This is a genomic window from Streptomyces nigra (assembly GCF_003074055.1).
GTDB classification, from domain to species: domain Bacteria; phylum Actinomycetota; class Actinomycetes; order Streptomycetales; family Streptomycetaceae; genus Streptomyces; species Streptomyces nigra.
Window position 1 is genome coordinate 5,754,130 of sequence record NZ_CP029043.1, and the last position, 25,837, is coordinate 5,779,966.

The window sequence follows — 25,837 nt, forward strand, 5'->3', positions numbered from 1 at the left end:
CCGGATTCTGGCCTCAGAGGCGCGACCGACGGGAGTCCCACGATGACCACACCCACGACATCGGACACCACCGGCGCGTCCGCGCGCTGGCTGCGTCGGCCCCGGCCGCGCCGGGACCCGTCCGCCCGGCTGGTCTGTCTTCCGCACGCCGGCGGCTCAGCCAGCTCGTACGCCCCCTGGACCCCCCGGCTGCCGACGGGGGTCGAGCTGATCGGCGTGCAGTACCCCGGCCGCCACGACCGCCTGGCGGAGCCGCTGATGAACTCGGTCGTGGAGATCGCCGACGCGGTGGCCCCGGCCCTCGCGCCCTACACCGACCGGCCGCTGTTCCTGTTCGGGCACAGCATGGGCAGCCTCGTCGCCTACGAGCTCGCGATCCGTCTGGAGGCCGGGGCCGGCCAGGGTCCGGCCGGCCTCTTCGTCTCCGGCCAGTACGCCCCCCATCGCTCCGCACCGCCCGAGGAGACGCTCGACGACGCCACCGTCGAACGTGAGGCCCGCGTGTCCGGATGGACCGATCCGGCCGTGTTCGACCACCCGGAACTGCGCGAGCTGGTGCTGCCCGCGCTGCTCGCCGACGTACGGGCGTCGATGACCTACCACCGTGCCGATCCGGTGCGGCTGCGCGCCCCGATCGCCGCCTACGGCGGACGCGGCGACGCCGACGACGTGCCCGCTGAGCTGGCCGCCTGGGGGGAACTGACCTCGGGACGTGCCGTGTGGCGGGTCTTCGAGGGCGATCACTTCTACCTCCGGGCCCAGGAGGCCGAGCTGGTTGCCGACATCGTCGGGCGGATGTCTGACTGGGGAGAGGCACCAGTTGGACATCGCTGAGTGAGGAGACGGACTCGTGGCCGATTCTGATGTAGCCGAGCGGTACCGCTTCGCGCCGGACATCGTGGCCGCTGTCCGGGCCGTGTCCAGACCGGACAACTGGCACGGCCCGCTCGAGGCCCTCATGCACTGGGCGTGGATCGCCTTCTGGTGCGCCGCCTCGGTGCTGTCGTGGCGGCACACCCCCTGGTGGCTGGCGCTGCCCGTGTACCTCGTGGCGGTGTTCTTCATCGGCGGGCGGCAGCGCGGCATCGCCGGGATGCTGCACATGGCGACCCACCGGGTGTTCATGGCCGACCACAGGATCGGCAGTGTCATCGGGGCGGCCCTCGGCGGCTATCCCGTGCTGCAGAGCTTCACCGGTTACCGTGCCTCACACCTCGGCGAGCACCACGGGCGTCTGGGCGACCCCGACCGCGACCCCGACTACCGGCAGTACCAGGACAACGCGCTGTGCGGGGACGACCTCAACCGCAGGGCGCTGCGCCGGTACCTGTACCGGATCGTCACCCCCAAGGCGACCGCCTCGTACGTGCTGTACCTGCTGCGGCACCGCATCGTGGCGGCGGGGGAGCGCCCGGCCGAACGGGTCCTGCGGGTCGTGCTGCTGGCGGCCGTGATCGCGTGGGCGGTGATCGGCGGCTGGTGGCTGTGGCTGGTGTTGCTCTGGTTCGTCCCGCTGGTCACCACCCAGGTGTGGATCGGCGCGGTCGCCGAGCTGATGGAGCACTTCCCGCTGATCGAGACCGCGCCCCGCGTCGACATCTACATGTCCTGGAACCGGGTCTACGGCTGGGGCACCCGCTTCCTGCTCGGGGAGATCGACGGCGAGGGCTTCCACCTGGTCCACCACCTCTTCCCCCGCACGCCCATGTGGCGGCTGCGGGAGGTCGACGCGATCCTCCGGCGCGACCCGGTGTACGCGGCGCTGCCGCGCCTCGGCGGGGCGCTCGGCGGACTGGGGGAGATCTACCGGTCCCTGCCCGCGCATCGCGAGCACGGCGACACGCTGCGGGCCGCCGCATGAGCGAGCCGGTGATCGTCGTCTATACGTCCGGCTCCGCCTCGCCGCTCGAACTGGCCGCCGACGCCGACGGGTTCGACCTGCTGTTCGCCGTACCGGTCGACGCGGCGCCGCACGGGCTGGTCGACCTGCTGGGGGTCGTCGGCGAGGTCGTCGACGTGACCGACGAGGCGGCCGGCGCAGCGGAGCTCGCCGCCCGGGGCCCGGCCGGGATCGTCGCCTTCTCCGACCAGGACCTGCCGCTCGCGGCACGGCTGGCCCGGCGGCTCGGACTGCGCTATCACACGCAGGACACGGTGGACGCCGCCACTAACAAGCACCTCCAGCGGCAACGGCTGCGCGAAGCCGGCCTGCGCGTACCGCGCTTCCGGCTGCTGACGGGACCGCGGGAGGCCGCGCGGGCGCTCGCCGAGGTGGGCACCCCGGCGGTGCTCAAACCCGTCAGGGGCGCTGCCAGCCGCCAGACCTACCGCCTCGACGGTCCGGACGACGCTCTGCGGCACGCCTCGCACGCCTTCGCCTACGGCGGCGCCGACCGGTTCGTGATCGAGGAGATGCTGGTGGGCTCCCCCTCGGTGGCCGGCCCCGGCCTCGGCGACTACGTGTCGGTCGAAGTGCTGCTCTGGCGGGGCACGGTCGTGTGCCAGATCCTCAACTCCCGGCTGCCACTGCTGGAACCCTTCCGGGAGCAGGGCTTCCTCATGCCCGGCCTGCTGCCCGCGGACGTGGAGGCGGAGGCCCACCGCATCAGCGCGGTGGCCTGCCACGCCCTCGGCATCGAGGACGGATGGGCGGACGTCGAGCTGAAGCTGACCGCCGAAGGGCCCGTGGTGATCGAGGTGAACGCCCGCCTCGGCGGGTACGTCGCCACCCTCCTGCACCGGTCGTACGGCCTGGAGGCGGTCCGGCTGGCGTTCGAGGTGGCCACCGGCCGCAAGCCCTCGGCGTCCCTCGGAGAGCCCCTCGCAGCCGCCTACTGCTACCAGATCCTGCCGCCGGTCGGAGACCTGCGGCTGACCTCCTGGGGCGAGATCGCCGGCCTCACCGAACGCGCGGACGTCCTCTCGGTCGTCCTCACGGCGGAGGCCGGCGACCGCGTCGACTGGCGGCTGGGCAGTCTGGGCACGCTCGGCGTGGTGGAGGGCCTGACCGAGCGGCCCGAGGACGTTCTCACCGCCGTGCGCGCCATCGAGCGCGCCCTCGCCGAACAGGTCGTCTTCAGCCCCGTGTGAGGGGCTTGTGCCAGTAGCTCGCCCGACGCCGTGACCACGAACGGCGCATCGGGTCGCGCAGGACGCGCAGCACCAGGCCCACGGGGACGACGAACAGGACGTACACGACGGTCAGCAGGACGTTGCGCATCGGAAAACCCTTCCGTTCGGGGCGGGGGTACTGACCGGTCAGTCGAGAGGGACCTCGGCACGCCAGTCCACGTCCTCGCGCCACTCGGGCTGTTCGGACTTGCGCAGCAGGAACCCGCCCAGCGCCAGCACGTCGATGTCCGTGCGCATGAAGCAGGTGTACGCCTCCTGGGGCGTGTTCACGATCGGTTCACCCCGCACGTTGAAGGACGTGTTCACCACGACACTGCTGCCCGTCTCCCGTTCGACGGCCGTCAGCAGCCGGTGATAGCCCGGGTTGTCCCGGGGGCCCACGGTCTGCACCCGCGCCGAGTGGTCGACGTGGGTGACGGCGGGTATCACCGACCGGACCACCTTGAGCAGGTCGATGCCCGTCAGACCGGGATCCGCCTCGGCGGTCAGGCGTGCCGCCTGCGCGACCGGCGCGACGACGAGCATGTACGGGCTCTCCTGCGGCAGATCGAAGAAGTCCTTGGCGTCCTCGGCCCGCACGGACGGTGCGAACGGCCGGAACGACTCCCGGAACTTGATCTTCAGGTTCATCACCGACTGGGTCCGCGGGTCGCGGGCGTCGCCCAGGATCGACCGCGACCCGAGCGCCCGCGGACCGAACTCCATCCGGCCCTGGAACCAGCCCACGACCATTCCGGCGGCGATCGACCGGGCGACCTCGGCGGTCAGTTCGTCCTCGTCCATCCGATGGTGAGGAATGCCGGCCGAGGTCAGATACGCCGCGATGCCGTCGTCGTCGTAGGAGGGACCGAGAAGCGCGCCGGACATCGCGTCGTGGCCGGCCGCCACATGGGGCCGGCCCGCGCCCCGGTCCACCGCGACCGCGAGCGCCGCGCCGAGTGCCCCTCCGGCGTCACCGGCCGCCGGCTGCACCCACACCTCGTCGAACAGCGAGCCGGCGACGATCTTCCCGTTCGCCACACAGTTCAGCGCCACGCCGCCCGCCATGCACAGCCGTGACTCGCCCGTCAGCTCCCGTGCCGTTCGCGCGAGCCTGAGGACGACCTCCTCCGTCACCTGCTGCACCGAGGCGGCCAGGTCGAACTCACGGCGGGTCAGCTCACCCTCGGGCTCGCGGCGCGGCCCGCCGAAAAGCCTCTCGAACCCGCGGCCGGTCATCACCTGGCCGCCGAGGAACTCGAAGTAGCGCATGTTCAGCCGGAACGACCCGTCCGGCTTGACGTCGATGAGCCGCTCCCGGATCAGGCCGGCGTACCGGGGCTCGCCGTAGGGCGCGAGTCCCATCAGCTTGTACTCCCCGGAGTCCACCTTGAACCCGCAGAAGTACGTGAAGGCCGAGTACAGCAGGCCGAGCGAGTGCGGGAAGCGGATCTCCGCCAGCGGCTCGAGGCGGGTGCCGCGCCCGTGCCAGAGCGTCGTGGTCGCCCACTCGCCGACGCCGTCGATGCACAGCACGGCGGCCGACTCGTACGGGCTCGCGAGGAACGCCGACGCGGCGTGCGACTCGTGGTGGCGGCGGCACTCGACGGGCGGCACCGGGCCCCGGTCCAGCTCCCGCAGCTCGCGGCGGACCACGTCGTCGGCCCGCCGCTTCCACGACCACCAGCCGGGCAGCGTGTCGCGGAACGAGGCGAGCCCGTACGGGACCGCCCCCAGGTAGGTCGCGAGGACCCGGCGGAACTTGAGCGCCGGATCCTCGTAGTAGGCGACCGCCGACACATCGGCCAGCGTGACGCCGGCCTCCTCCAGGCAGTACGCGACCGCGTTGGCCGGGAAGCCGGAATCGTGGCGGCGGCGTGTGAAGCGCTCCTCCTGGGCGGCCGCCACGGGCCGCCCGTCGGAGACCAGCGCGGCGGCGCTGTCGTGGTAGTAGGCGGAGATGCCGAGAACCAGATCAGACATGGGCGGAGGCCTCCACTCGAGCGCGACGAGCCGCTTGGCGGGCCCGGAATCCGGAAGGCGGGTTCAGGGAGCGGTAACCGGTCCGGATCCGGTCCCACGCGTCGGCGCGAGCCGTCGTCGGCAGCTCAGTGAGATAGCTGTCGACGGCGTCGGCCGCCCACGCGGAGTGCCCGGTCGCGACGTTGTCGATGGTGTTGTGGACGTCCACGAACATCGTGCTGAAGCCGTGGTGCGCGAGCGCCTGCCGGGCGCGGCGGTAGCTGCCGCCGACTCCGGAGAGTTCCATGGCCAGATTCAGGCCTAGGATCTCCGGTTCGTACGTGCGCGGAAAGCGCCCTATCGCCAGCCAGTACACCGGCAGTTCGAACGACCGGTCCCGGAAGGCCGGCCAGGCGGCGAACTCCGGCGAACGGGTCGGCGGCAGGTCGATACCCATCTCCCGCAGCACCGCACGGTAGATCAGCGGATGGTTCAACTCGGCCTCGCCGTTCCCCAACTCGTCCCAGTAGGTGGCGAACAGGAACTGTCCACGCTCGGTGGCGGCGAGCTGGTAGTCGGTGTGGCCGGCGAGCCAGGCGCCGTCGATGAGGGTGAGCGGGGCGAGTTGCAGCGTCGAGTCGATGAGGGCGGCACGGTCCGGCAGGGGCGCGTCCGTGCCCTCCTGGAACTCGGCGTTGTGCAGGTCGTGCTGGTCGAGCAGCCAGGGGCGCAGACCGTCCGCCGGGCGCACCGCCGGCAGCGGCGGGTCCGCCCTGTCCATGCCGTACCGGGAGCGCGCCAGCCACCCCTCGACGTAGCGCAGGGCATAGCGCCGGGTGGCCGGTGCGAGCGCGCGGCGCAGCAGAAGCGGGTACGCCTCCCGGGGACCGGCCGGGGCGCCGCCGTCCTCGTCCTGCGCGGCGGGCGACGTACGCAGCGCGACCGAGGGGGGCCGGTACGCGGCGGACCGGGGCCGCGCGCTCTCGGCCGGCTCCGCCGGCAGCGCGTCGATCCAGCGCCTGATCACGGCCAGGTCCTCGTCGGGGAAGACCCGGAACATCCGGCCGTTCTCCGACACCAGTTCGCCGGTGAGGCGGCTCGCCCCGGACCGGCCCGGCCGCACCAGGCGACTGCCGGCGAGCGCCGCAAGGAACGGTTCCGGGTCGGCGCGTGCCTCGGTGAGCCATTCCTTGAGCGGACGTCCGCGCAGCACGAACCGGTCGTGGTACGCCGACGCCTCGCGGGCCCGCGCGCGCATCAGCTCGGCCATCTCGAAGGCCGGGTCACGGGCGGCGTCCAGTTCCCGGTACGCCTCCTCGCTCCAGCGGCGCAGGGCGGCGAACGCCCACGCGAAGCCCCGCTCGACCGCGGCCGTGCCGGCCGGGCCGGTCGCACCGGTGAACGCGGCCACGATCTCCCGTGCGTCGTCGACGGTCGGGTGCCGCGCCGGTGTTCGGGCCCGGCCGGGGTCCAGCGCGACCCAGTCCGCCGCCTCCGGGAAGAGGTCCCGCACGCCCGCGAGCGGGGGCGGCAGCCCGGCGGCCCGCAGGCACAGGTCGAGGCCGATGATCTCTCCCCGGTACCGGCCGGGGCGGCGGCTCATCGTCAGTGCGAGAGCCGGCAGATGGAAGGAGGTGTCCGTGACACGGCGGTCACGTGCCAGCGCGGCGGCCGGCCGCGCGTGCGTTGCGACCCGGACGTGCCGCATCAGAGCCAGGTGTGCGTCGCCGCGGGACGCGCCCGGATGCCCTGCGCCGACATCGGACGCGAACTGTGCGAGCAGGCGCAGGGTGACGGGCTCCTCCGCGTTGCCGGGTTCGCTCAGCCATTGGAGCCAGGCTCCCGCGACCAGGGCCAGCGGCGCGCAGGCGAGTACCGCCCGGCGCACCAGGACGTCCTCGCAGCCCTCGCGCCGGGCGTCGGCGAACAGACGCGTGATCCGGGCCCGTTCGGTGTCGGCCCACGCCGTGACCGCCGCGGGGCCGTCGCCCAGCGCGTCGGCGTGGCCGGCGTCGTCCAGTTCACCGGAGAGTGCGGAGCACAGGGCGTCGGCGAGCGGGGTGTCCTCGGGTTCACAGGCCCGCGCGAACACCGTCCGGACCGACAGGGTCGCGATCCCGTCGTGCTCCGCCCGGTCAGAACATGGGGTAGATGGAGGCATCGCCCTTCGCCTTCTTCTTGCGACGGCCGAACAGCCTGGCGATCAGCGACCGCAGGAAAGCCATGGAGAAATCACCTCAGTTCGCTTCGGGGCGGGGCCTCACATCAGTCCGAGGTCGTCCGCCAATACCTGGGCCACGAGGTCGTTGCCGTCGTCGGTGTAGTGGCCGCGGTCGACGAAGAGCCAGTCCGACGGGTCGGCCGTCGCGGCGAGCCGGGAGGGCGTGTCCACGAACGGGATGCCCTTGCGCGCACAGGCCTCGCCGAGCGCGGCGGCGTAGGCCGCTCCCGTCTCCATGCTGCCGACGTCGCCGTAGCGTTCCTCCCACGTCCCGTAGTCGGAGACCGTGTCGAACTCGTCGAACAGAACCTTCTCCTGAGGTGCCGGTGTCTCGCGTACCCAGGTGGCGAGCGGCTGGAGGGCGAAGCTGACCCGGGCGCCCGTCGCGGAGGCCATGACGAGCCAGCTGTCGAGGTTGCGCATGGTCACGTCGACGGCCGTCCGGATCAGGCCCGCAGTCGTCGGGCGGCCCGGCGCCGGCGCTACGGACTGCGACGCGGGCCGGGGCCCGGCCCTCCAGCGCCGGGGCTTGGCGGTGTCGGCGTGGCGCGCACGGAGTTCCTGCATCTTCTCGAAGTACTCGTTGCAGAAGAAGAACGGCTCCTGCACACCGACGTCCGCACCGGTCAACTGCCCCATGACCAGGGTGTTGAAGCCGCTGATCACGACGATCTCGTCGACCGGCGGCAGCAGGTGCCGGTGCAGCATGAACAGCAGCAGCTCCTGGGTGGAGTTGAGGTACGGCGCGCCGAAGGTGAACCAGGGGCGGCTCGAAGCGTGTTTCGTCCACAACCGGGAGGCGATGGTCGTCGCGTCACTCGTGGCGCCGTATCCCAGGGAGACGGACCCACCGACGAGCAGCCGTACGGGTCCCTCGAGCCGTTCGCCGCCGACGGAGCCGGTGCCGTCCGGGCCGTGCGAGATCCGGAATCCGAGCCGGTCCGTGTTGATCGCCGCGGACCGGAAGTTCGGGCGGTTGAAATACATCAGATACGGGAGGTACCGCATCTCCCCGCGGTCCAGGAAATCGAGATAGTCGGACAGCTGAGGCGTCAACAGCTCGGTCTGCCGCACCAAAGGACGACCTCCATTCGCCAGCAGGTGGCCCTCCGGCCGGAAACCCTGCCCGCAACCTAATGCCCCCCCGGCGGCGCTGCGTGTCCCGTAAAAGGGCTCCTGGCCGGCTCCTGGAGATCCCGCCCCGACGTGCGTGCACACGTGTTAGCCTCGGCGCGATTCTGATGGGGGAACGACCGTCGTTGCTTACACGCGGAGGCGTGATGACCGAGAACGGGGCCAGGGACATCTCGCTGCGGCCGCTGACCGAGGACGACATCCCCGTCCTCTTCGAGATCCAGCTCGACGAGGACGCCCAGTGGCTGGCCGCCTTCACCGACGCCGGAGCCGCGCGCGACGCCGCCGCCTTCGAGCAGAAGTACCGCAAGATCCTTGCCGACGAGGAGATCGTCAACCGCGTCGTGGAGGTGGGCGGTGAGGTCGTCGGGAGCGTCGCCACGTTCCCGATGGAGGGCGACATCGAACTCACCTACTGGATCCGCAAGGACTGGTGGGGCAAGGGAGTCGCCACCGCGGCCGTCGCGGGGCTGCTCGAAGAGGTGAAGCACCGGCCGCTCCACGCCCGGGTCGTGGAGGACAACACCGGCTCCGTGCGGGTGCTGGAGCGCAACGGCTTCGTGCGCGTCGGGAGCGAGGACTCCTTCGCTCCCGGCCGCCAGGCCACCGTCACCGAGCTGATCTTCATGCTGGCCGGCTGACGAGGAGCGGGACGCGGGCCGGGTCCTGGCAGGGCTCGGCCGGTACCCGAGAGACGACGGAAGCGGCGCGGGGCTCGGCCACCCGCGCCGCTTCGGCGTGCCCGCGCCCGCTGTGCTCTCCCCGTCCCCGCGTTCCCTCTTCGCATTCCAAATGCCGAAAGGGAACAGTTGGACGCCGGTGGCGCCACCGCCGGCCACTGCGGCACATCGTTGACAGTCATGCCCGCGGATAGCGTCGTCGTTGAATCCCGGGCTCCGTCATCCAGGGCGCCCTTTCCCGATTCCGACACCTGATACGGCGCTCTGCGGCGCTCCCGCACGGGCGCCGGGAATCACCGCTGCGCCGAATCACCGGGCGGTCCGCCATGCGTACGAAAGGTGCTGGTGAAATGGTCGATGCCAAGGCGCGACGGTTCTGGCGCAACAGCCCGGCTGACGCGATTCTGCTCGCCATCACTCTGACGCAGTTCACCGGCACGATCGTGCTCGCCGCGCTGACCCCGGACGCCCTGTGGCCCCGGCTCGCGTCCGCGGCACTGGTCACGGCCATGATGACGTACTCGATCATCGTGGTGACGCATCTGTTCGTCCATCAGCCCTGGTTCACCGACAACCGCCTCAACAGCCTGCTGTCGGCGATCAGTTCGGCGAACATCGCACAGTCCGTGCAGGCCTACCACCTCACGCATGTACGCAACCACCACCGCTACAACAACGACCGCAAACGCGACGGGACCACCGCCGACATCACCTCCACCTTCCGCTACGGCCGCGAGGGGGAGCACGCCCGCCTCTGGTGGTACCTGGTGCGAGGACTCGCCGGTTCCGCCCAGGAGTGGGCTCTGACCTGGGTGATGCTCGGCCGCGGCTGCGCAGTCGGCCGCCGCGAGACCACCCTGCTGAGCCTGGCCGCCCGCCACCCCGAGCGCCGCGCCGCCGAGCTGAGGCAGATCCGATGGGACCGGCTCGGGCTCCTCGCCTTCACGGCGCTGCTCGCGGTCCTGTCCTGGCAGTGGACCCTGCTGTGCTACCTGCCCTCGGTGGCCCTCGCGTTCACCCTGGTCAACATCCAGAACTACTACCGGCACTTCGGCGCGGAGCCCGAGAGCCGGTACGCCAACTCGGTGAGCCACTACGGCCGGCTGTACAACCTGCTGACCTTCAACGACGGCTACCACCAGGAGCACCACCTGCGGCCCGCGACGCACTGGAGCCGGCTGCCCGAGGTCGCCCAGGAGTACCAGGAGCAGTTCGAGGAGGCCGGACGTGTGGTCTCCCCGGTGCCGGCCCTGGTCGGCTTTCTGGACACGGGGCGCGCCGCCCGCACGAGCCGGCCGGCGAGCCGTCGAGGAAGGAGCGGTACGTGAAGGAACTCGGCACCAGGGACGACCCGTACGACCTGATCGGTCTGGGCTTCGGACCGTCGAACATCGCGCTGGCCATCGCCGCACAGGAGATCGCCCCCGACCGCAGCTGCCTGTTCCTGGAGCGCTCGCCGGAGGTCCGCTGGCACGAGGGCATGCTCATCGAAGGCGCCCGGATGCAGATCTCGTTCCTCAAGGACCTGGTGTCCCTGCGCAACCTGGCCAGCCCCTTCACGTTCCTCTCGTACCAGAAGGCGAAGGGGCGGCTGGAGAAGTTCGTGAACCTCTCCGAGTTCCGGCCGACCCGGCTGGAGTTCCAGGACTACCTGCGCTGGGTCGGCGGGCAGTTCGCCGACGTCGTCCGCTACCGCTCGGCGGTGACCTCGGTGTCACCGGTGCGGGCCGACGACGGCAGTCTGTCGCTGTGGCGGGTGACCGCCACCGACACCACCACCGACGAGGTCGTCGAGTTCCACGCCCGTAACGTGGTGCACGCCCTCGGTGGCCGGCCCGTCGTGCCCGTCGGCGTGTCGACCGGGCGCGCCATACTGCACTCCAGCGCCTTCCTGTCCCGCTTCCCCGGCACCTTCACCGACCACGACCGGGACTGGGAGTTCGCGGTGGCGGGGGACGGGCAGAGCGCCGGGGAGATCACCCGGTACCTGCTGGAGCACTACCGCAACGCCCGCGTCCACCTGGTGCTGCCCGGGTACTCCTTGAGCGCCACCGACAACAACCCGTTCGCCAACGAGCAGTTCTTCGAGGCCAACGCCGACCGGTTCTACTTCCGCAGCGAGGAGAACCGGCGCGACTACGCCGCCCGTCTGCGCAACACCAACTACGGCGTGGTGGAGGCCGGTTTCCTCGACGACCTGTACCGGCTCGTCTACGCGGACGAGGTACGCGGGCGCCCCAGGCTCGTCATCCACGACGGATCCCGTCTGACCTGGGCCGACCAAGACGGCACGGGCGTGCGCGTGGGCGTGCACAGCCGCTTCGGCGCGGGGGCCCACGAACTGCGCACGGACGCCCTCGTACTGGCCACCGGGTACCGGCGGGAACTCGACACGGAGATCTACCGCGACGTCCTGCCCCACCTCGACCTCGGTGAGGACGGCCGGCCCGTGGTCACCCAGGACCACCGGGCACGCACCAGCGAAGAGCTGACCTGCGGGCTGTACCTCCAGGGGCTCGCGGAGGCGACCCACGGACTCGGCGAGACACTGCTGTCTCTGCTGCCGTTCAGGTCCAAGCAGATCATCACGGCGATCGTGAAGGACGGCGGCTCGATGTCGCGGGCGTTCCCGGCCGAAGGGGACGACGCGGAGGCGCTCGTCGCACGGGTCCAGCGGTGTGGGACCGCCACTCTGGTCGGTGCCGGGACCGACGACTTCCCGGTCGTGACCCGGTTGCCGCTGACGCTGGACCGGACCCGCGGCCGGCACGGCGTCCTGTTCGGCGTCCTGGACCGCGCCGACCCCGCGCCGTACGCCGAAGGCGCCAAGGTGCTCGCCGTCTTCGCCCCGGACCCGGCCGCGCCCGGCCTGCCCGTCTCCGTCGACGTGCGTGGACACCTCCGGCCGGTGAGCGAGGGGGACCGGATCACCGCCCACCTGGCCCGAGTCGAACCCGCCGGTCCCGTCGACCCGCCCGGCGCCAGGGTCGGCATCGAGATCGAGATCGAAAGCCTGTCCGGCCGCGTCCACGCGGGCGGGGAGCAGCGCACCGTCCGGACCGAGACCGAGGGGCAGTCATGAGCGACACCGACGAGACGACCGGCGAGACGTATGTGATCGTGCGCAACGGAGAGGAGCAGTACTCGATCTGGCGTTCCGACCGCGAGGTGCCGGCCGGGTGGACGACGGTCGGTGAACCGGCCGCCCGCGAGGCGTGCCTGGCCCGGATCGGCGAACTGTGGACCGACATGCGGCCCGCCAGTCTCCGCGCGGCCATGAGCGGGAACGCCCGATGATCGTCTGCGGCGTCAAGGTCTCCCACGACGGCGCCGTCGCCGTCCTCGACGGGCAGCGCCTCGTCTTCAGCGCCGAGATGGAGAAGCTCGGCAACGGCCGGCGCTACAGCGCGCTCGGCGACCTCGACCGGATCACCGCCGTCCTGGCCGACCACGGGCTCGACGTGGCCGATGTGGACCGGTTCGTCGTCGACGGATGGTGGTCGGAGGACGACGGGCCGCCGCGGATCGACACCCTGTCGGCGGGAAGGCCGGTCAGCGTCGCCACCGCGCCCTACGTCGCCGACCCGTTCACCCCCGCCCCGCCCCCGAGGTTCACCTTCGACGGTATCGCGGGCAGCCCGCTGGCCGGGGGCTACAGCAGCTACCCGCACGCGACCCATCACCTCTACGCGAGCTACTGCACCGGCCCGTACGCCGGGCAGACGGCGCTGGGACTCGTCTGGGACGGCGGCACGCTGCCCCGCCTGTACGTGCTGCGCCCGGGGCAACAGGTGACCGGCGACTACCAGGGGCCGCTGTTCGGGCTGGTCGGCGACGCGTTCACGTACTTCTGCATGGCCCTGGAGCCGTTCCGCAAGCCGCTGGACGGGCTCAGTGAGGTCCGGGTCGTCGAGCACCACCTCGGCACCGCGGGCAAGGCGATGGCGTACGCGGGCCTCGGCGCGGCCGACGACGACGTGCTGGCCGCGCTCGACAAGCTCGTCGCCGACCTGGGCCTCGACTCGCTGGGACCGGAGGCCGGCACACGGCTCGCCGAGCGCTGCGCCGCACTGTTCCCCGCGCACTCCAGCGCCGATCTCATCGCCTCCTTCCAGGAGTTCATCGGCCGCACACTGGTCGCCGCGCTCACCGACGCCGTGGCCCGGCTCGAGCTGCCCGCGCCGCTGCCGATCTGCCTCGCCGGGGGGTGTGCCCTCAACATCAAGTGGAACAGCATGATCCGCTCCAGCGGGCTGTTCACCGGCGTCTGGGTCCCGCCGTTCACCAACGACTCGGGGGCCGCCCTCGGCACCGCCCTGTGCGAGGTGCTGCACGACGGCGGCGACCCGGTGCTGGAGTGGGACGTGTACAGCGGTCCGGCCCTCACCCCGAGCCGTCCCGCCGCGGGCTGGTCGGCGCAGGACTGCGACGAGGCGCAACTGGCCGCGCTGCTGCACACCACGGGTGAGCCGGTCGTCGTGGTCGACGGACGGGCCGAACTGGGCCCGCGGGCGCTCGGCAACCGCAGCATCCTCGCCGCCGCGGTGTCACCGGCCATGAAGGACGAGCTGAACCGCATCAAGCACCGTGAGCCGTACCGGCCGGTCGCGCCGATCTGCCTGGAGTCGGCGGCCTCCGAGGTCTTCTCGCCCGGCGGAGCCGATCCGTACATGCTCTTCGACCACCGGCTGCGGGACGGCTGGGCGCAGCGGGTGCCGGCGGTGCTGCATCTCGACGGGACGGCCCGGCTGCAGACCGTCCGTCCCGACACACCGCACACCCGGGTCGGCCGCGTGCTCGAGGAGTACCACCGTCTCAGCGGCATCCCGCTGCTGTGCAACACGAGCGCCAACCTGGCGGGACACGGGTTCTTCCCCGACGTCGCCACGGCCACCGAGTGGGCCGGCACTTCGTACGTGTGGTCCGGCGGCACCCTGTACACCGACGAGCGGAGGACGAACCGTGTCTGAGTCAGCGCAGGGGACCGGGTCGCCGGTCCGCGCCTACAACGAGTGGGACCCGCTGGAGGAAGTCATCGTCGGGACCGTCGACGGCGCGCACTTCCCGCCCTATGACGCCGTGACGGCCGCGCCTCTCTCACCGCGGCAACGCGAAGTGTTCCGCGAGCGGGCCGGGCAGCCCTTCCCCGCGGACGAGGTCGCCGCGGCCCGCGACGAGCTGGACCAGCTCGTCGAGATCCTCAAGAACCACGGCGTACGGGTGCGCAGGCCCGACCCGCGCGACCACGGACGGTCCTTCGGAGCGCCCGGCTGGACCAGCACCGGCCTGTACGACGCGATGCCGCGCGACCTCCTGCTGGTCGTCGGCGAGCACATCATCGAGGCCCCCATGGCCTGGCGGTCCCGGTACTTCGCCAGCTCCGCCTACCGCCCGCTGCTCAAGGAGTACTTCCGCGCGGGCGCCCGCTGGTCCGCCGCCCCGCGCCCCGAACTGAGCGACGAACTGTACGTCGAGGACTGGACCGACCAGCCCGAGGGCGAGCCGTTCCGCTCGGTGATCACCGAGTTCGAACCGACCTTCGACGCGGCCGACTTCATCCGGTGCGGCCGGGACATCTTCGCGCAGCGCAGCCACGTCACCAACATGATGGGCATCGACTGGGTGCGCCGGCTGATCGGTGACGACTACCAGGTCCACGTGGTGGAACTCGCGGACGACCACCCGATGCACATCGACGCGAGCCTGATGCCGCTCGCGCCCGGCAAGCTGCTCGTCCACCCCGACCGGGTGCCCGAGGTGCCGAGCCAGTTCAAGGACTGGGAGGTCCGCCGGGCGCCGAGCCCCGTCATACCCGACGGGCACCCGCTGTACATGACCAGCAAGTGGATCAACATGAACGTCCTGATGCTGGACGAGACGCACATGCTGGTCGAGGCCGAGGACCGGCCCATGCAGGAACTGGCCGAGAGCTGGGACATCACGCCGGTCCCCTGCCCGTTCCGCGCCTTCAACAGCTTCGGCGGCTCGTTCCACTGCGCCACCACGGACGTACGCCGGCGCGGGGAGCTGCGGTCCTACCTCTGAGATCCCTCACCGGGAGGGACCGGGAGCGGTGTGGCGCGGCACGGGGCCGGTGAGCGACAGGAAAGGCACGATGGCAGAACGGACGACGGCCAGGCGATTCCCCCAGGTCCGGCGAGCGGGGGCGCTGCTGCTCGACGCCCTCCGCGCCCACCCCGGCCCGGTCATCTGGGGGCTCGTCGGCTCGCTGCTGTACGGCACGAGTCTGGTCGCCTGGTCGGTGGCACTGGGTGAACTGGTCAACCATGTGGTGATCCCGCGGTTCGAGGACGGCCGGATCGCGGTCGGCACGATCGTCGCGGTGCTGCTGGCGGTCGCCGCGATCGGAGTGGTGCAGGGCGCCGCGGGGTTGCTGCGGCGCTGGACCCTCGTGGTGACCCGGGCGCGCTTCGACGCCACCCTGCGCGAGGCGGTCGTCCGGCACTACCACCGGCTGCCCATGACGTTCCATCAGGCCCACCCGACCGGCCAGAAGCTGGCGCACGTGACGACCGACGCGGAGGCCGCCGCGGAACTCCCGGCCCGGCTGCCCGACGTGCTCGGCATGTTCGTGCTGTTCCTGGTCACCGCGGGCTGGGCGACCGCCGTCGACCCGGTGCTCGCCCTGGTCGGCGGGGCGATGGTCCCCGCACTGCTGCTGGTCAACTCCGTCTACCAGAAACAGGTGGAGGCGCCCGCGCGGGCGGTCCAGGAGCGCCTGGGCCGGGTGACGGAGGTCGCCCACGAAAGCTTCGACGGCGCGGCCCTCGTCAAGACGCTCGGCCGGGAGGGTGTCGAGCGGGAGCGGTTCGCCACGGAGGCGGCCGCACTGCGCGACGCGAAGATCAGACTGGCCCTCCGGGACTGGCTGCTGGACTCACTGATCGAATCGATCCCGTCGGCGACCTCCCTGGCCATGGTCGTCGTCGGCGCGCTGCGTGTGAACAGCGGGGACATCACGGTCGGCACCCTCGTCAGCTTCGTCAACGTGTTCGCGATGCTGGTCGTGCCGGTGCGCACCATCGGCAACGTGCTCGGTGACGTACCGCGCATGCTGGCCGGCTACGCCCGCGTCCGGTCCGTGCTCGACGAGCCGCTGCCCGCGGCCACGTCGGAGCCCGAACCGCTGCCCGACGGCCCGCTCGACGTGCGGGTCAGCGGCCTGTCCTACAGCTATCAGGGCGGCTCCACCGCGCTGTCCGACGTGAGCTTCCATGTGCCGCCCGGCGTCACGGTCGCCGTCACCGGCGGCACCGGCTCGGGGAAGACGACGCTGCTGCTGGCGCTGGCCGGCCTGCTGCCGGTGCCGGACGGCACCGTGCTGGTCAACGGTGCCGATCTGTCCCGGATCAGCGCAGCCGACCGGGCGAGGGCCGTCGCCGCCGCCTTCCAGGAGCCGTTCCTGTTCGCCGCGTCGCTGGCCGAGAACGTCCTGCTCGACTTCGACGGTGCTCGCGCCGCCGACGATCCCCGCCTGCACGAGGCGCTGCGCCTGGCCCGGGCGACCGGTCTCGTGGACGGCAGGCCCGAGGGACCGGACACACTCGTCGGGGAGCGGGGCGTCACCCTGTCCGGCGGCGAACGCCAGCGCATCGCACTCGCCCGGGCCCTGGCCCGCCGGCCCCGCCTGCTCCTGCTCGACGAGGCGACCTCCGCCGTCGACGCCACGACCCGGCAGGAGATCATGAGCGGCCTCGCCGACGGCCTCACGTCGACCACGACGATCGTTGTCACCACCAGTGCCGCGACCCTGGCCCTCGCCGACGCCGTCGTCTACCTCGACCAGGGCCGGGTCGCCGGCGTCGGACCGCACGCCGACCTGCTGCGGCTCGACGGCTACGACCGGCTGATCCGCGCGTACGAGCGAGAGCAGGTGCAGACATGACCACGCCCGAGCCGGTGGGCCCGGCGGCGCCGGCCGCCCAGGCGGACCCGGCGGACCCGGAGAGCGTCACCGGGTCGACGACCGCCGTGATCCGGCGCGGGCTCGCGGCCGTTCCCGCGATCCGCCGGGGCCTGGCGGTGACCGTCGTCCTCGCCCTGCTCGGCGGGGCCGGCCGGCTCGCCGTCCCGGTACTGATCCAGCAGGTGATCGACCGCGGACTGGTCTCCGGACACATCAGCGGTCGTCGGCTGATGGTTCTCAGCGTGCTCGCGGGGCTCGTGGTGGTGCTGACCGCCGTCGTCAACTGGGCGGGTCTCGCGCGGCTCGCGATCGCCAGCGAACGCGCACTGTACGACCTGCGGGTCCAGGCATTCACCCATGTGCACCGGCTGAGTGTGGCGTACCACTCCGCGGAGGCGCGCGGGAAGCTGGTGTCCCGGGTCACCTCCGACGTCGAGACCCTCAGCATGTTCCTCCAGTGGGGCGGCATCGCCTGGCTGGTGAACGGTGCCATCATGCTGGCCGCCGTCGCCGGCATGGCCTACTACGACATCTGGCTGACGCTGGTCACGGTGGTGCTGACCGTGCCCCTGCTGCTTCTGGTGCGGATGGTCGTCACCCGCCTCGGACCCGCGCACACCGCCGTCCGCGTGCGCGTCGCCGATCTGCTGACCGTCATCTCCGAGACGATCCAGGGGGCCGCCGTCATCCGGGCGTACGGCGTGGAGGAGCCGAGTCTGCGCCGGACCTCGGACACCATCCACCGGTGGCGGGACTCCAAGGCCCGCGCCGGAGTGCTCGGCGGAGTGCTGTTCTCGCTGGCCGACCTGTTCGCCGTGGTCATCGTGGTCGCCGTCGTCGCGGTGGGGCTCGCGATCGGGCCGTCGGCCGGACACAGCGCCGGTGAACTGGTCGCGTTCATCCTGCTGGTGACGCTGTTCCTGGCGCCGATCACGGAGTTCACCCAGGTCATCGACTTCACCCAGAACGCGGTCGCCGGCTGGCGGCGTGTGCTGGCGCTGCTCGACATCGCCGAGGACGTCCCCGAGCCGGTCGACGGCCATCGGCTGCCGCCCGGGCCGCCCGGCGTGGTGGTCGAGAACGTGAGGTTCAGTTATCCGGGCGGCGACGCCACCCTGGACGACGTGTCGTTCGAGGTGCCGGCCGGCCGTCAGATCGTCCTGGTGGGCGCCACCGGCTCCGGCAAGACGACGCTGACGAAACTGATCGCGCGGCTCGCCGACCCCGACAGCGGCCGCATACTGATCGGCGGTGTGGACGTCCGCGAGATCGCCACGGACTCACTGCGCTCACGTCTTGTAGTGGTACCCCAGGAGCCGTTCCTCTTCGACACCACGATCGAGGAGAACGTACGGTACGGCCGCCCGTCCGCCACCCGTGGCGAGATCGAGCTGGCCTTCCGCGAGCTCGGCGCCGAGACGTTCCTCGCCGGCCTGCCGCTCGGCCTCGACACCCCGGTCGGACAGCGCGGGGAGAGCCTGTCGGCGGGGGAGCGGCAACTGGTCGCCCTGGCCCGTGCCCACGTGGCCGACCCGGCGTGCCTGATCCTCGACGAGGCGACCTCGGCGGTGGACCCCGAGATCGAGCTGACGCTCATCGAGGCGCTGCGCCGGCTGACCGCGGGACGCACCTCGGTGACCGTGGCGCACCGGCTGGCGGTGGCGCAACGGGCCGACGAGGTCATGGTCCTCCAGGACGGGCGGCTGGTGGAGCGTGGTCCGCACGACCGACTGCTCGCGGCTGACGGCGTGTACGCGGGGCTCTACGACGACTGGCGGCGGGCCACCGCCGGCACCGCGCACCCTTGACCCGCACCCCCCGGACCCTGGTTCCGGTGACAAGACGCGCCGCTCGGGCCCCCATATGGTGAGCCTGATCGGCCCCGTTCCTCCCTCATTTCAGGTGGCTCAAACCCGTGGGCACCTTCGGCGAAAGGAAGACATGGTGGCTGAAGGCATCAGCAAAACGGCGGCTCAAGGACTGACGCCCGAGCAGGTGAAGTCCTTCCAGGAGAACGGTTTCATCGGGCCGTTCGACCTCTACTCGGAGGACGAGGCCCGGCTTCACTGGAACCAGGCCATGATCGAGATGGTGACCTCGCGCAACAAGCCGCACGAGTCGACCATCATCAACTACGACCGCCATCTGGACTGCGACACCCTCTCCCGGCACATCGCCCACCCCACGGTCGTGCACAAGCTGCGCAGCCTGATGGGCGACGACATCATCTGCTGGAAGACCAACATCTTCGAGAAGCAGCCGGGCGAGGCCGGCACGGGCTGGCACCAGGTCGAGGCCTTCACGGTCTTCGAGTCGGAGTCGGTCGCCTACCCCTCGCTGCGCTACACCGAGGAGAGCACCGCCGCCACCCAGGAGCTGACGGTGTGGACGGCGTTCTCCGAGGCGGACGAGGAGCACGGCTGCCTCCGCTTCATCCCCGGCAGTCACAAGAAGTGGTACTACGACGAGACCAAGCCCATGTCGCGGAACGTGGAGAGCAAGTCCCACGACTTCTTCGGCTACGACTACTCGGAGCTGAAGCTCGACGCCGACTGGGACCCGGACGCCGGTGAGATCGTCACCATGCCCATGAAGCCCGGGCAGTTCGTGATCTTCCTGGCGAAGTGCATCCACGGGTCTCTGCCGAACGTCAGCGACACCAAGCGGCTCGGCCTCGCCACCCGGTACGTCTCGCCGTCGGTGCGGGTCTACGAGCACATCGACAGCCTCAGCGGGTTCGGTGACGCCATCAGCCTCGACTACCACGGCAGCGTCCTGGTCTCCGGCGAGGACCGGTGGGGACACAACCGCATCCACACCGAGAACCTGAACGGGTTCCCGTTCCCGAAGGTGGACTGATGACCACCGACGACTACCGGCGCAAGTTCGCCGACTTCCTCGCCAAGCAGCCCATGACCGCCGACCTCACCTACGAGCAGGTGGCCGGCGCGACGACCCGCGCCGATCTGGGCATCAGCTCGCTCAACATGGTCCTGATCCTCGTGAACTACATCGAGGAGTACACGGGCAACTCGGTGACCATGCAGCCGGAATGGGTCTCCCGGCTGGGCGACGTCGAGGGCATCCTCTCCGTGCTCCGCGAGATCGACGCGAGCGCGGCGGTGGCGCCCCGGACCTGACCCCGCTGTCGCGGAGCCCGGCGTCGGCAGTTCCCGTCCGCACGGCCGATCGAAGGAACCATGATCTCGGATCTCGAAAACATCGGCATCGGGTCGTTCGCGTGTGTCTTCGGCGACCTGGAGAACAAGCCGGAGAACATCCCGGGCTTCGACGCCCTGTGGCAGACCGCGTCGTTCGGCACGGACTTCGGCGACATGGGCTGCGGCACCTACCGGAAGATGAACCGGCCGGTGCTCGACCATGTCGTCGATGCCGTGCGCCGCAGCATGAGCGGCTCGGGGGCACGGCCCGCGGACGTCGGTCACCTCGTCCTCGCCACCAGTGACCCGACGCTCGCCCTGCTGCCGTCCGACTTCGCCGAACAGGTGCTGCTCGCCTGCGGCCTGGACGACTGTGTGCCGCATCTGGTGTCCTACCAGCGGTGCTGCAGCTCGCTCACGGCACTGCGGCACGCGCGGGACCTGTTCGCGGATCCGGACGTCACCCATGTGGTCATGGTCGCTCTGGACTTCGTGCCGGACGACCGTGACCGGGTGCGCCCCTACGCCCTGTTCGGGGACGCCGCCGTCGCCTGCACGCTCACCCGGCACGAGCCCGGACTGGTACGGCTCGTCTCGTCCGCCGTCAAGGTGGACCCGGACGGACTGCGCGGCCAGGACACGTTCGCGTCCCGCAAGACCGTCGCCGACCGCGCGCTGGCCGCCGCCCTGCGCGCGGGCCGACGGCAACGGGGGCAGCTGACACGGGTGTTCGCCGCCAACCTGTACAAGCCGCTGACGCTGTTCAACGCCTCCTCGGTCGGACTGCCGCCGGACCGGCTGCACTTCACCGAGACACTCGCCGCCTACGGGCACTGCGGCAACGCCGACTGGATGATCAACCTGGCCGATCACCACGAGCGCGTCGGCGTCCGCGCCGGGCAGACGTACCTCGCACAGTCCCTCGCGCCGGGTTTCTACGCCTGCGTACTCCTGGAAGGGACCGCGTCGTGAAGGGGCTGCTCGACAGGGCCGACTGCATCGGGCCGATCGCCCTGCCGGCGGACGCGCTGGACGGCCTGCGCTCCCTCGCCGAGGCGGCCGGCGTCGACGAGTTCACCGCGCTGTCCCTGTGCGCGGGGGTCCTCGCCGCCCGGCTGCCCCATCCCGGAACGGACTGCCGGGTCCGGGTCACCCGGCAGGAGGCCGAGGCGGTCGTGCCCGGCCCCGGTACGCCGGACGCGGAGACGAGCTTCCGCGAGGCCTTGCGGCAGGCCGCCCGGGCCGAGGCACCGCTCGCAGCGGAACACGGTGAGGAACCCCCGGTCGCCGTGAGTCTGCTGATCGGCGCGACCGGCCGGAACCTGTACGTCGAGTCCCTGACCGACGCGTCCGACGTGCCCACCCCGCAGGCCTGGGCACACGCCTTCTGCAGGCTGCTCACCGGCCTGACGGACGACCCGGACGCCCCGATGCTCAGCCATCCTCTGGTGGGGCCGGAGGAACGCGAACGGATCCTTCACGGCCTCAACCCGTACCGGGAGCCGGTGATCCGATATCGCACGATGGCCGGCCCCTTCGAGGAGCAGGCCGCACGCACCCCGGACGCCGTCGCCCTCCAGGACGAGGACGGCACCACGGTCAGCTACCGGGAACTCAACGAGCGGGCGAACCGGCTGGCCCACCATCTGCGGGCACTCGGCGCCGGCCCGGGCGCCCGGATCGGGATCTGCCTGCGCCGCAGTATACCCCAGGTCGTCGCGGTGTACGCGGCGGTCAAGACCGGCGCCACCTACGTGCCCCTCGACGCGGATCTGCCGGACCAGCGCATCGCCCTCATCCTCGACGACGCCGACCCCCTGCTGGTGCTCACCGACCCGGCCTGCCGCGGCCATCTGCCCGACGGGGCCTGGCAGATCCACGACGTGGACACGGAACAGCCGGGCGCCGGGCACCCGGTGACGAACCCCGACGTCGACGCCGGCCCCGGACTGGTGCACATCCTGTACACCTCGGGAACCACCGGGCGGCCCAAGGGCGTCGTGTCACGGACCGAGGCCACCCTCGCCAACATCTTCTGGATGCAACGGCAGTACCCCTACCAGCCGGGCGAGACGGCGCTGTTCAAGGCGTCACCGGGGTTCGACATCTCCATCTGGGAAGTCTTCTGGCCGCTCTATCACGGCGCACGGCTCGTGATCTGCCGTCCCGGCGGTGAACGGGACCCGCGCCACCTGGCCCGGCTCACCCGCGACCACGACGTGTCGCTGGTCTTCCTGGTGCCGACGATGATGACGGCCTACCTGGAGGAACTGGCCGAGGCCGCGCCGAAGGCGCTGAAGTGGGTGGTGTGCGGAGGCGAACCGATGAGCCCCCGCATCCCCGAGTCATTCTCCGCCGTCCTGCCCGGCAGCGAACTCGTCAACGCCTTCGGCCCGACCGAGGCCGGGCCGGTCACCGACAACATCGTCGACGTGGGCTCGGTCGATGGAACCGTCCCCGTGGGCCAGCCCGCCGACAACTTCCGGGTGACCGTCCTCGACTCCAACCTCGACCTCGTCCCCGTCGGCACGCCCGGCGAGGCGTACATCAGCGGGCGGATCGGACTCGCCGACGGCTACTGGGGGCAGGCCGCCCAGACCTCGGAGCGGTTCGTCGCGGACCCCTACGGTCCGCCCGGCTCGCGGATGTACCGCACCGGAGACCTCGTCCGCCAGCGGCCGGACGGCGCGCTGGAGCACCTCGGCCGCATCGACCGGCAGGTCAAGATCCGTGGTCTGCGCATCGAGCCGGGCGAGGTCGAGTCGGTGCTCGCCGCGCACCCCGCCGTCGCCGACTGCGCGGTGCTCGCCCATGGGCAGCCGCTGCGCCTGCTCGCCTTCGTCGTGCCCGCCGGCCAGGACTCCGCCGCGGACTTGGACCCGGCGGCCGTGCTGGCCCACGCCGCAGAGGTGCTGCCCGCGCAGATGCGCCCGGACCGCGTGGTGCCGGTCGACTACCTGCCGGCGACGGTCAACGGCAAGATCGACCAGGGTGAACTGATCAAGATCTGGCAGGAACTCACCGAGCGGGAGCGGCCGGTCGAGCCGCCCGCCGACGAACTCGAAGCGGCGCTGGTCCGCATCTACCACCGGGTTCTCGGCCGGTCCTCCATCAGCGTGCTGGACACGTTCGTCGAGCTGGGCGGCCACTCGCTGCTCACCTTCCGGCTGCGTGACGAGTGCCGGGCGGCCCTGGGGGTCGAACCCGACGCGGCCCGGCTCATGCACGACACGCTGCGGGACGTGGCCGCGACGATCCGCAGGACGACGATCCCGTCAGCGCGGGACTAGGACCGGAGGGACGACGGCTTTGGACACCCTGACGACCGGCGACACGGACAAACTCGCCGGCGCCCTGCACGGCGATCTCATCACCCCCGCCGACCCGGGCTACGACGAGGCCCGCCGGGTCTGGAACGCCGACATCGACCGGCGCCCCCTGCTGATCGCACGCTGCGCCGACGTGACGGACGTGCGGGCCGCCGTCGTCTTCGCCGCCGAGCGGGGACTGCCCGTCGCGGTGCGCGGCGGCGGCCACAGCGTCGCCGGCCACGGCACCTGCGACGGCGGTCTGGTCGTCGACCTGCGCGGGATGCGCTCCGTCGAGATCGACATCGACCGCCGGCTGGCGCATGTGCAGGGCGGAGCGCTGTGGCAGGACGTCGACGGGGCCGGCCAGGCGCACGGACTGGCGACCACGGGCGGCATCGTCAGCGAGACCGGCGTCGGCGGACTCGCCCTCGGGGGCGGTATCGGCCACCTCATGCGCCGCTGCGGGCTCACCGTGGACAACCTGGTGGAAGCCGACGTGGTCACGGCCGACGGCGGTCTCCTGCGGGTCGACGAGACCACCGACCCGGAGCTGCTGTGGGGCCTGCGCGGCGGCGGCGGCAACTTCGGGGTCGTGGTGCGGTTCGGCTTCCGCCTGCACGAGGTCGGCCCGACCGTCCTCGGCGGCATGATCATCCACCCGCTCGACGTCGCGCCGCGATTCCTCACCCGCTACCGCGACCTCATAGCCGACGCCCCCGACGAACTCGGCACGATCCTCAACCTCCGGCTGTGCCCGCCGGTGCCCGCCGTTCCCGAGCACCTGCACGGCTCGCCGGTCGTGGCCCTGAACGTGTGCTGGTCCGGCGCCGACCCGGAGGAAGGTGAGAGGTTTCTGCGTCCGCTGCGCGCGTTCGGGTCCGCGCTGCTCGACTCGGTCGCGCCGATGCCGTACGTGGACCTGCAGCGGACGGTCGACCGCACCTCACCGCCGGGCAAGGAGTACTACTGGCGATCGGTGGACTTCGGGACGCTCGACGACCAGGTCATCGACACCGTCGTCGAGCACGCGTCGCGGATCACCTCGCCGCTGTCGGCCGTGCCGATCTACCACCTCGGCGGGGCGATCGGCCGGGTGCCGGACGACGGCACCGCCTTCGGCCCCCGCCACGCCGGCCACAACATCAACATGTTCGGCGCGTGGGAGCCCGGCCGCGGCGACCGGGACCGGCACGTCGGCTGGGTGCGGGACTTCAGCGACGCCATGGCGCCCCACGCGGTCGGCCAGTACGTCAACTTCCTCAACGACGAGGGCAGCGAGGGTGTCCGCGCGGCCTACGGCCGGCGGTGGCGGCGCCTCGTCGATCTCAAACGGCGCCTGGACCCTCAGAACCTCTTCCGCTTCAACTTCAACATCGACCCGGGCCTGCCCGACGAGGGGGACCGATGAGATTCGGCATCATGATCGTCCCTGAGGACCGCTGGCGCACGGCGCGCCACAAATGGCTCCGGGCCGAGGAGATGGGGTTCGACCACGCCTGGACCTACGACCACCTCAACTGGCGGGCGTTCCGCGCCAAGGAGTGGTTCCCCATGGTCCCGACGCTGACCGCCGCAGCCGCGGCGACCGAGCGCATCGGCCTCGGCGTGCTGGTCGCCTCGCCCAACCTGCGCCACCCGGTTCACCTCGCCAAGGATGTCACCGCTCTCGAGGACATCTCCGACGGCCGCATCATTCTCGGCCTCGGCGCAGGCGCCGAGGGATTCGACTCGCGCATGACCCGCCGCACCTCCTGGAGCCGACGCGAGCGCACCGAGCGGTTCGCCGAGTACGTCGAGCTGACCGACCGGCTCCTGACGCAGCCGGTGACGACGTTCGACGGCCGCTACTACCTCGCCGACGAAGTGCACTCCCAGCCTCTGTGCCGGCAGCAGCCCCGAGTCCCCTTCGCGGTCGCCGCGTCCGGGCCGCGCGGCATGCGTGTGGCAGCCCGGCACGGCTCGTACTGGGTCACCACCGGCGAGCCCAACCGGTTCGCCGACGCACCCTACGAAGAGGCCCTGCCCGTCCTGCGCCGGCAGGTGGAGGAACTGGAGAAGGCCTGCGGGGAGGTCGGCCGCGACCCGTCCACCCTCTCCCGGCTGCTCGTCGCCGGCCCCACCGTCGGCGGCGTCCTCGACTCTCCTGCGGCGTTCTTCGACGCGGCGGGCCGTTTCGCCGAGGCCGGCATCACCGACCTCGTCGTGCAGTGGCCCCGGCCCGACGAGCCGTTCCAGGGCAGTGAGGACGTGCTGGAGAAGGTCGCCGAGGACCTCGACGGGCACCGCGGCGCCTGACCGGGCCGACGGGGAAGACCCGACCGTCGTCCCAG

Annotated in this window: 21 protein-coding genes; 17 read left to right on the top strand and 4 right to left on the bottom strand. The window is 71.5% G+C overall.

The window, feature by feature from the left end:
- Nucleotides 1-42: 42 nt before the first annotated feature.
- The 3 genes from DC008_RS26625 to DC008_RS26635 are packed head-to-tail and all read left to right on the top strand — an operon-like array spanning nucleotide 43 to nucleotide 3,090.
- Nucleotides 43-834, top strand: a complete 792-nt coding sequence (locus tag DC008_RS26625; RefSeq protein WP_108709110.1) for a thioesterase II family protein — start codon at nucleotides 43-45, stop codon at nucleotides 832-834.
- Between the two features lie 16 nt (nucleotides 835-850).
- The gene (locus tag DC008_RS26630; protein WP_108709111.1) at nucleotides 851-1,861 is read left to right on the top strand and encodes a fatty acid desaturase; all 1,011 of its coding nucleotides are present in this window, start codon (nucleotides 851-853) and stop codon (nucleotides 1,859-1,861) included.
- Nucleotides 1,858-3,090 (top strand): ATP-grasp domain-containing protein, encoded by a 1,233-nt coding sequence (locus DC008_RS26635; protein ID WP_108709112.1) that lies wholly within the window; start codon nucleotides 1,858-1,860, stop codon nucleotides 3,088-3,090. Before DC008_RS26630 ends, DC008_RS26635 begins: the two co-directional genes overlap by 4 nt.
- Here DC008_RS26635 and DC008_RS35510 read toward each other — a convergent pair.
- From DC008_RS35510 to DC008_RS26650, 4 genes are all read right to left on the bottom strand, one after another.
- Nucleotides 3,077-3,220, bottom strand: coding sequence for a hypothetical protein (locus DC008_RS35510; RefSeq protein ID WP_164492383.1), 144 nt, complete (start codon nucleotides 3,218-3,220; stop codon nucleotides 3,077-3,079). The two genes, DC008_RS26635 and DC008_RS35510, sit on opposite strands and share 14 nt — an antisense overlap.
- A gap of 38 nt (nucleotides 3,221-3,258) precedes the next feature.
- Nucleotides 3,259-5,094, bottom strand: coding sequence for a carbamoyltransferase family protein (locus tag DC008_RS26640; protein WP_108709113.1), 1,836 nt, complete (start codon nucleotides 5,092-5,094; stop codon nucleotides 3,259-3,261).
- The gene (locus tag DC008_RS26645) at nucleotides 5,087-7,165 is read right to left on the bottom strand and encodes an iron-containing redox enzyme family protein (protein ID WP_244221421.1); all 2,079 of its coding nucleotides are present in this window, start codon (nucleotides 7,163-7,165) and stop codon (nucleotides 5,087-5,089) included. Before DC008_RS26645 ends, DC008_RS26640 begins: the two co-directional genes overlap by 8 nt.
- A gap of 168 nt (nucleotides 7,166-7,333) precedes the next feature.
- On the bottom strand, nucleotides 7,334-8,368 hold the full coding sequence (locus tag DC008_RS26650) for an Inducer of phenazine A (protein ID WP_235072183.1): 1,035 nt from the start codon (nucleotides 8,366-8,368) through the stop codon (nucleotides 7,334-7,336).
- A gap of 206 nt (nucleotides 8,369-8,574) precedes the next feature.
- Here DC008_RS26650 and DC008_RS26655 point away from each other — a divergent pair, with 206 nt between their 5' ends.
- The 14 genes from DC008_RS26655 (at nucleotide 8,575) to DC008_RS26720 (ending at nucleotide 25,802) form a co-directional block, all read left to right on the top strand.
- Nucleotides 8,575-9,069: a GNAT family N-acetyltransferase gene (locus DC008_RS26655; protein WP_208645985.1), complete on the top strand. Its 495-nt coding sequence runs from the start codon at nucleotides 8,575-8,577 to the stop codon at nucleotides 9,067-9,069.
- Between the two features lie 389 nt (nucleotides 9,070-9,458).
- Nucleotides 9,459-10,436 carry a fatty acid desaturase family protein gene (locus DC008_RS26660; RefSeq protein ID WP_108709116.1) on the top strand — a complete coding sequence of 326 codons (978 nt, stop codon included), beginning with the start codon at nucleotides 9,459-9,461 and terminating at the stop codon, nucleotides 10,434-10,436.
- Entirely contained in the window at nucleotides 10,433-12,190 is a 1,758-nt protein-coding gene (locus tag DC008_RS26665; protein ID WP_164492384.1) for a SidA/IucD/PvdA family monooxygenase, read from the top strand. The genes DC008_RS26660 and DC008_RS26665 overlap by 4 nt, the downstream gene beginning before the upstream one ends.
- Entirely contained in the window at nucleotides 12,187-12,405 is a 219-nt protein-coding gene (locus tag DC008_RS26670; protein ID WP_108709118.1) for an MbtH family protein, read from the top strand. The genes DC008_RS26665 and DC008_RS26670 overlap by 4 nt, the downstream gene beginning before the upstream one ends.
- Complete coding sequence (locus DC008_RS26675) at nucleotides 12,402-14,078, top strand: carbamoyltransferase N-terminal domain-containing protein (RefSeq protein WP_108709119.1); 1,677 nt, start codon at nucleotides 12,402-12,404, stop codon at nucleotides 14,076-14,078. The genes DC008_RS26670 and DC008_RS26675 overlap by 4 nt, the downstream gene beginning before the upstream one ends.
- Nucleotides 14,071-15,153: an amidinotransferase gene (locus DC008_RS26680; RefSeq protein ID WP_108709120.1), complete on the top strand. Its 1,083-nt coding sequence runs from the start codon at nucleotides 14,071-14,073 to the stop codon at nucleotides 15,151-15,153. Before DC008_RS26675 ends, DC008_RS26680 begins: the two co-directional genes overlap by 8 nt.
- Before the next feature lie 70 nt (nucleotides 15,154-15,223).
- Nucleotides 15,224-17,014, top strand: coding sequence for an ABC transporter ATP-binding protein (locus DC008_RS26685; protein WP_108709121.1), 1,791 nt, complete (start codon nucleotides 15,224-15,226; stop codon nucleotides 17,012-17,014).
- Nucleotides 17,011-18,843 carry an ABC transporter ATP-binding protein gene (locus DC008_RS26690; RefSeq protein WP_108709122.1) on the top strand — a complete coding sequence of 611 codons (1,833 nt, stop codon included), beginning with the start codon at nucleotides 17,011-17,013 and terminating at the stop codon, nucleotides 18,841-18,843. The genes DC008_RS26685 and DC008_RS26690 overlap by 4 nt, the downstream gene beginning before the upstream one ends.
- A gap of 136 nt (nucleotides 18,844-18,979) precedes the next feature.
- Nucleotides 18,980-19,894: a chlorinating enzyme gene (locus DC008_RS26695; protein WP_164492385.1), complete on the top strand. Its 915-nt coding sequence runs from the start codon at nucleotides 18,980-18,982 to the stop codon at nucleotides 19,892-19,894.
- Nucleotides 19,894-20,175: a hypothetical protein gene (locus DC008_RS26700; RefSeq protein WP_108709124.1), complete on the top strand. Its 282-nt coding sequence runs from the start codon at nucleotides 19,894-19,896 to the stop codon at nucleotides 20,173-20,175. The genes DC008_RS26695 and DC008_RS26700 overlap by 1 nt, the downstream gene beginning before the upstream one ends.
- Nucleotides 20,176-20,235: 60 nt before the next feature.
- Nucleotides 20,236-21,168 carry a beta-ketoacyl-[acyl-carrier-protein] synthase family protein gene (locus DC008_RS26705; protein ID WP_108709125.1) on the top strand — a complete coding sequence of 311 codons (933 nt, stop codon included), beginning with the start codon at nucleotides 20,236-20,238 and terminating at the stop codon, nucleotides 21,166-21,168.
- Nucleotides 21,165-23,486: a non-ribosomal peptide synthetase gene (locus DC008_RS26710; RefSeq protein WP_208645987.1), complete on the top strand. Its 2,322-nt coding sequence runs from the start codon at nucleotides 21,165-21,167 to the stop codon at nucleotides 23,484-23,486. The genes DC008_RS26705 and DC008_RS26710 overlap by 4 nt, the downstream gene beginning before the upstream one ends.
- A gap of 19 nt (nucleotides 23,487-23,505) precedes the next feature.
- A complete protein-coding gene (locus DC008_RS26715) occupies nucleotides 23,506-24,915 on the top strand; it encodes an FAD-binding oxidoreductase (RefSeq protein WP_108709126.1) in 1,410 nt (469 codons plus the stop codon).
- Complete coding sequence (locus DC008_RS26720; protein ID WP_108709127.1) at nucleotides 24,912-25,802, top strand: LLM class flavin-dependent oxidoreductase; 891 nt, start codon at nucleotides 24,912-24,914, stop codon at nucleotides 25,800-25,802. The genes DC008_RS26715 and DC008_RS26720 overlap by 4 nt, the downstream gene beginning before the upstream one ends.
- Nucleotides 25,803-25,837 lie beyond the last annotated feature (35 nt).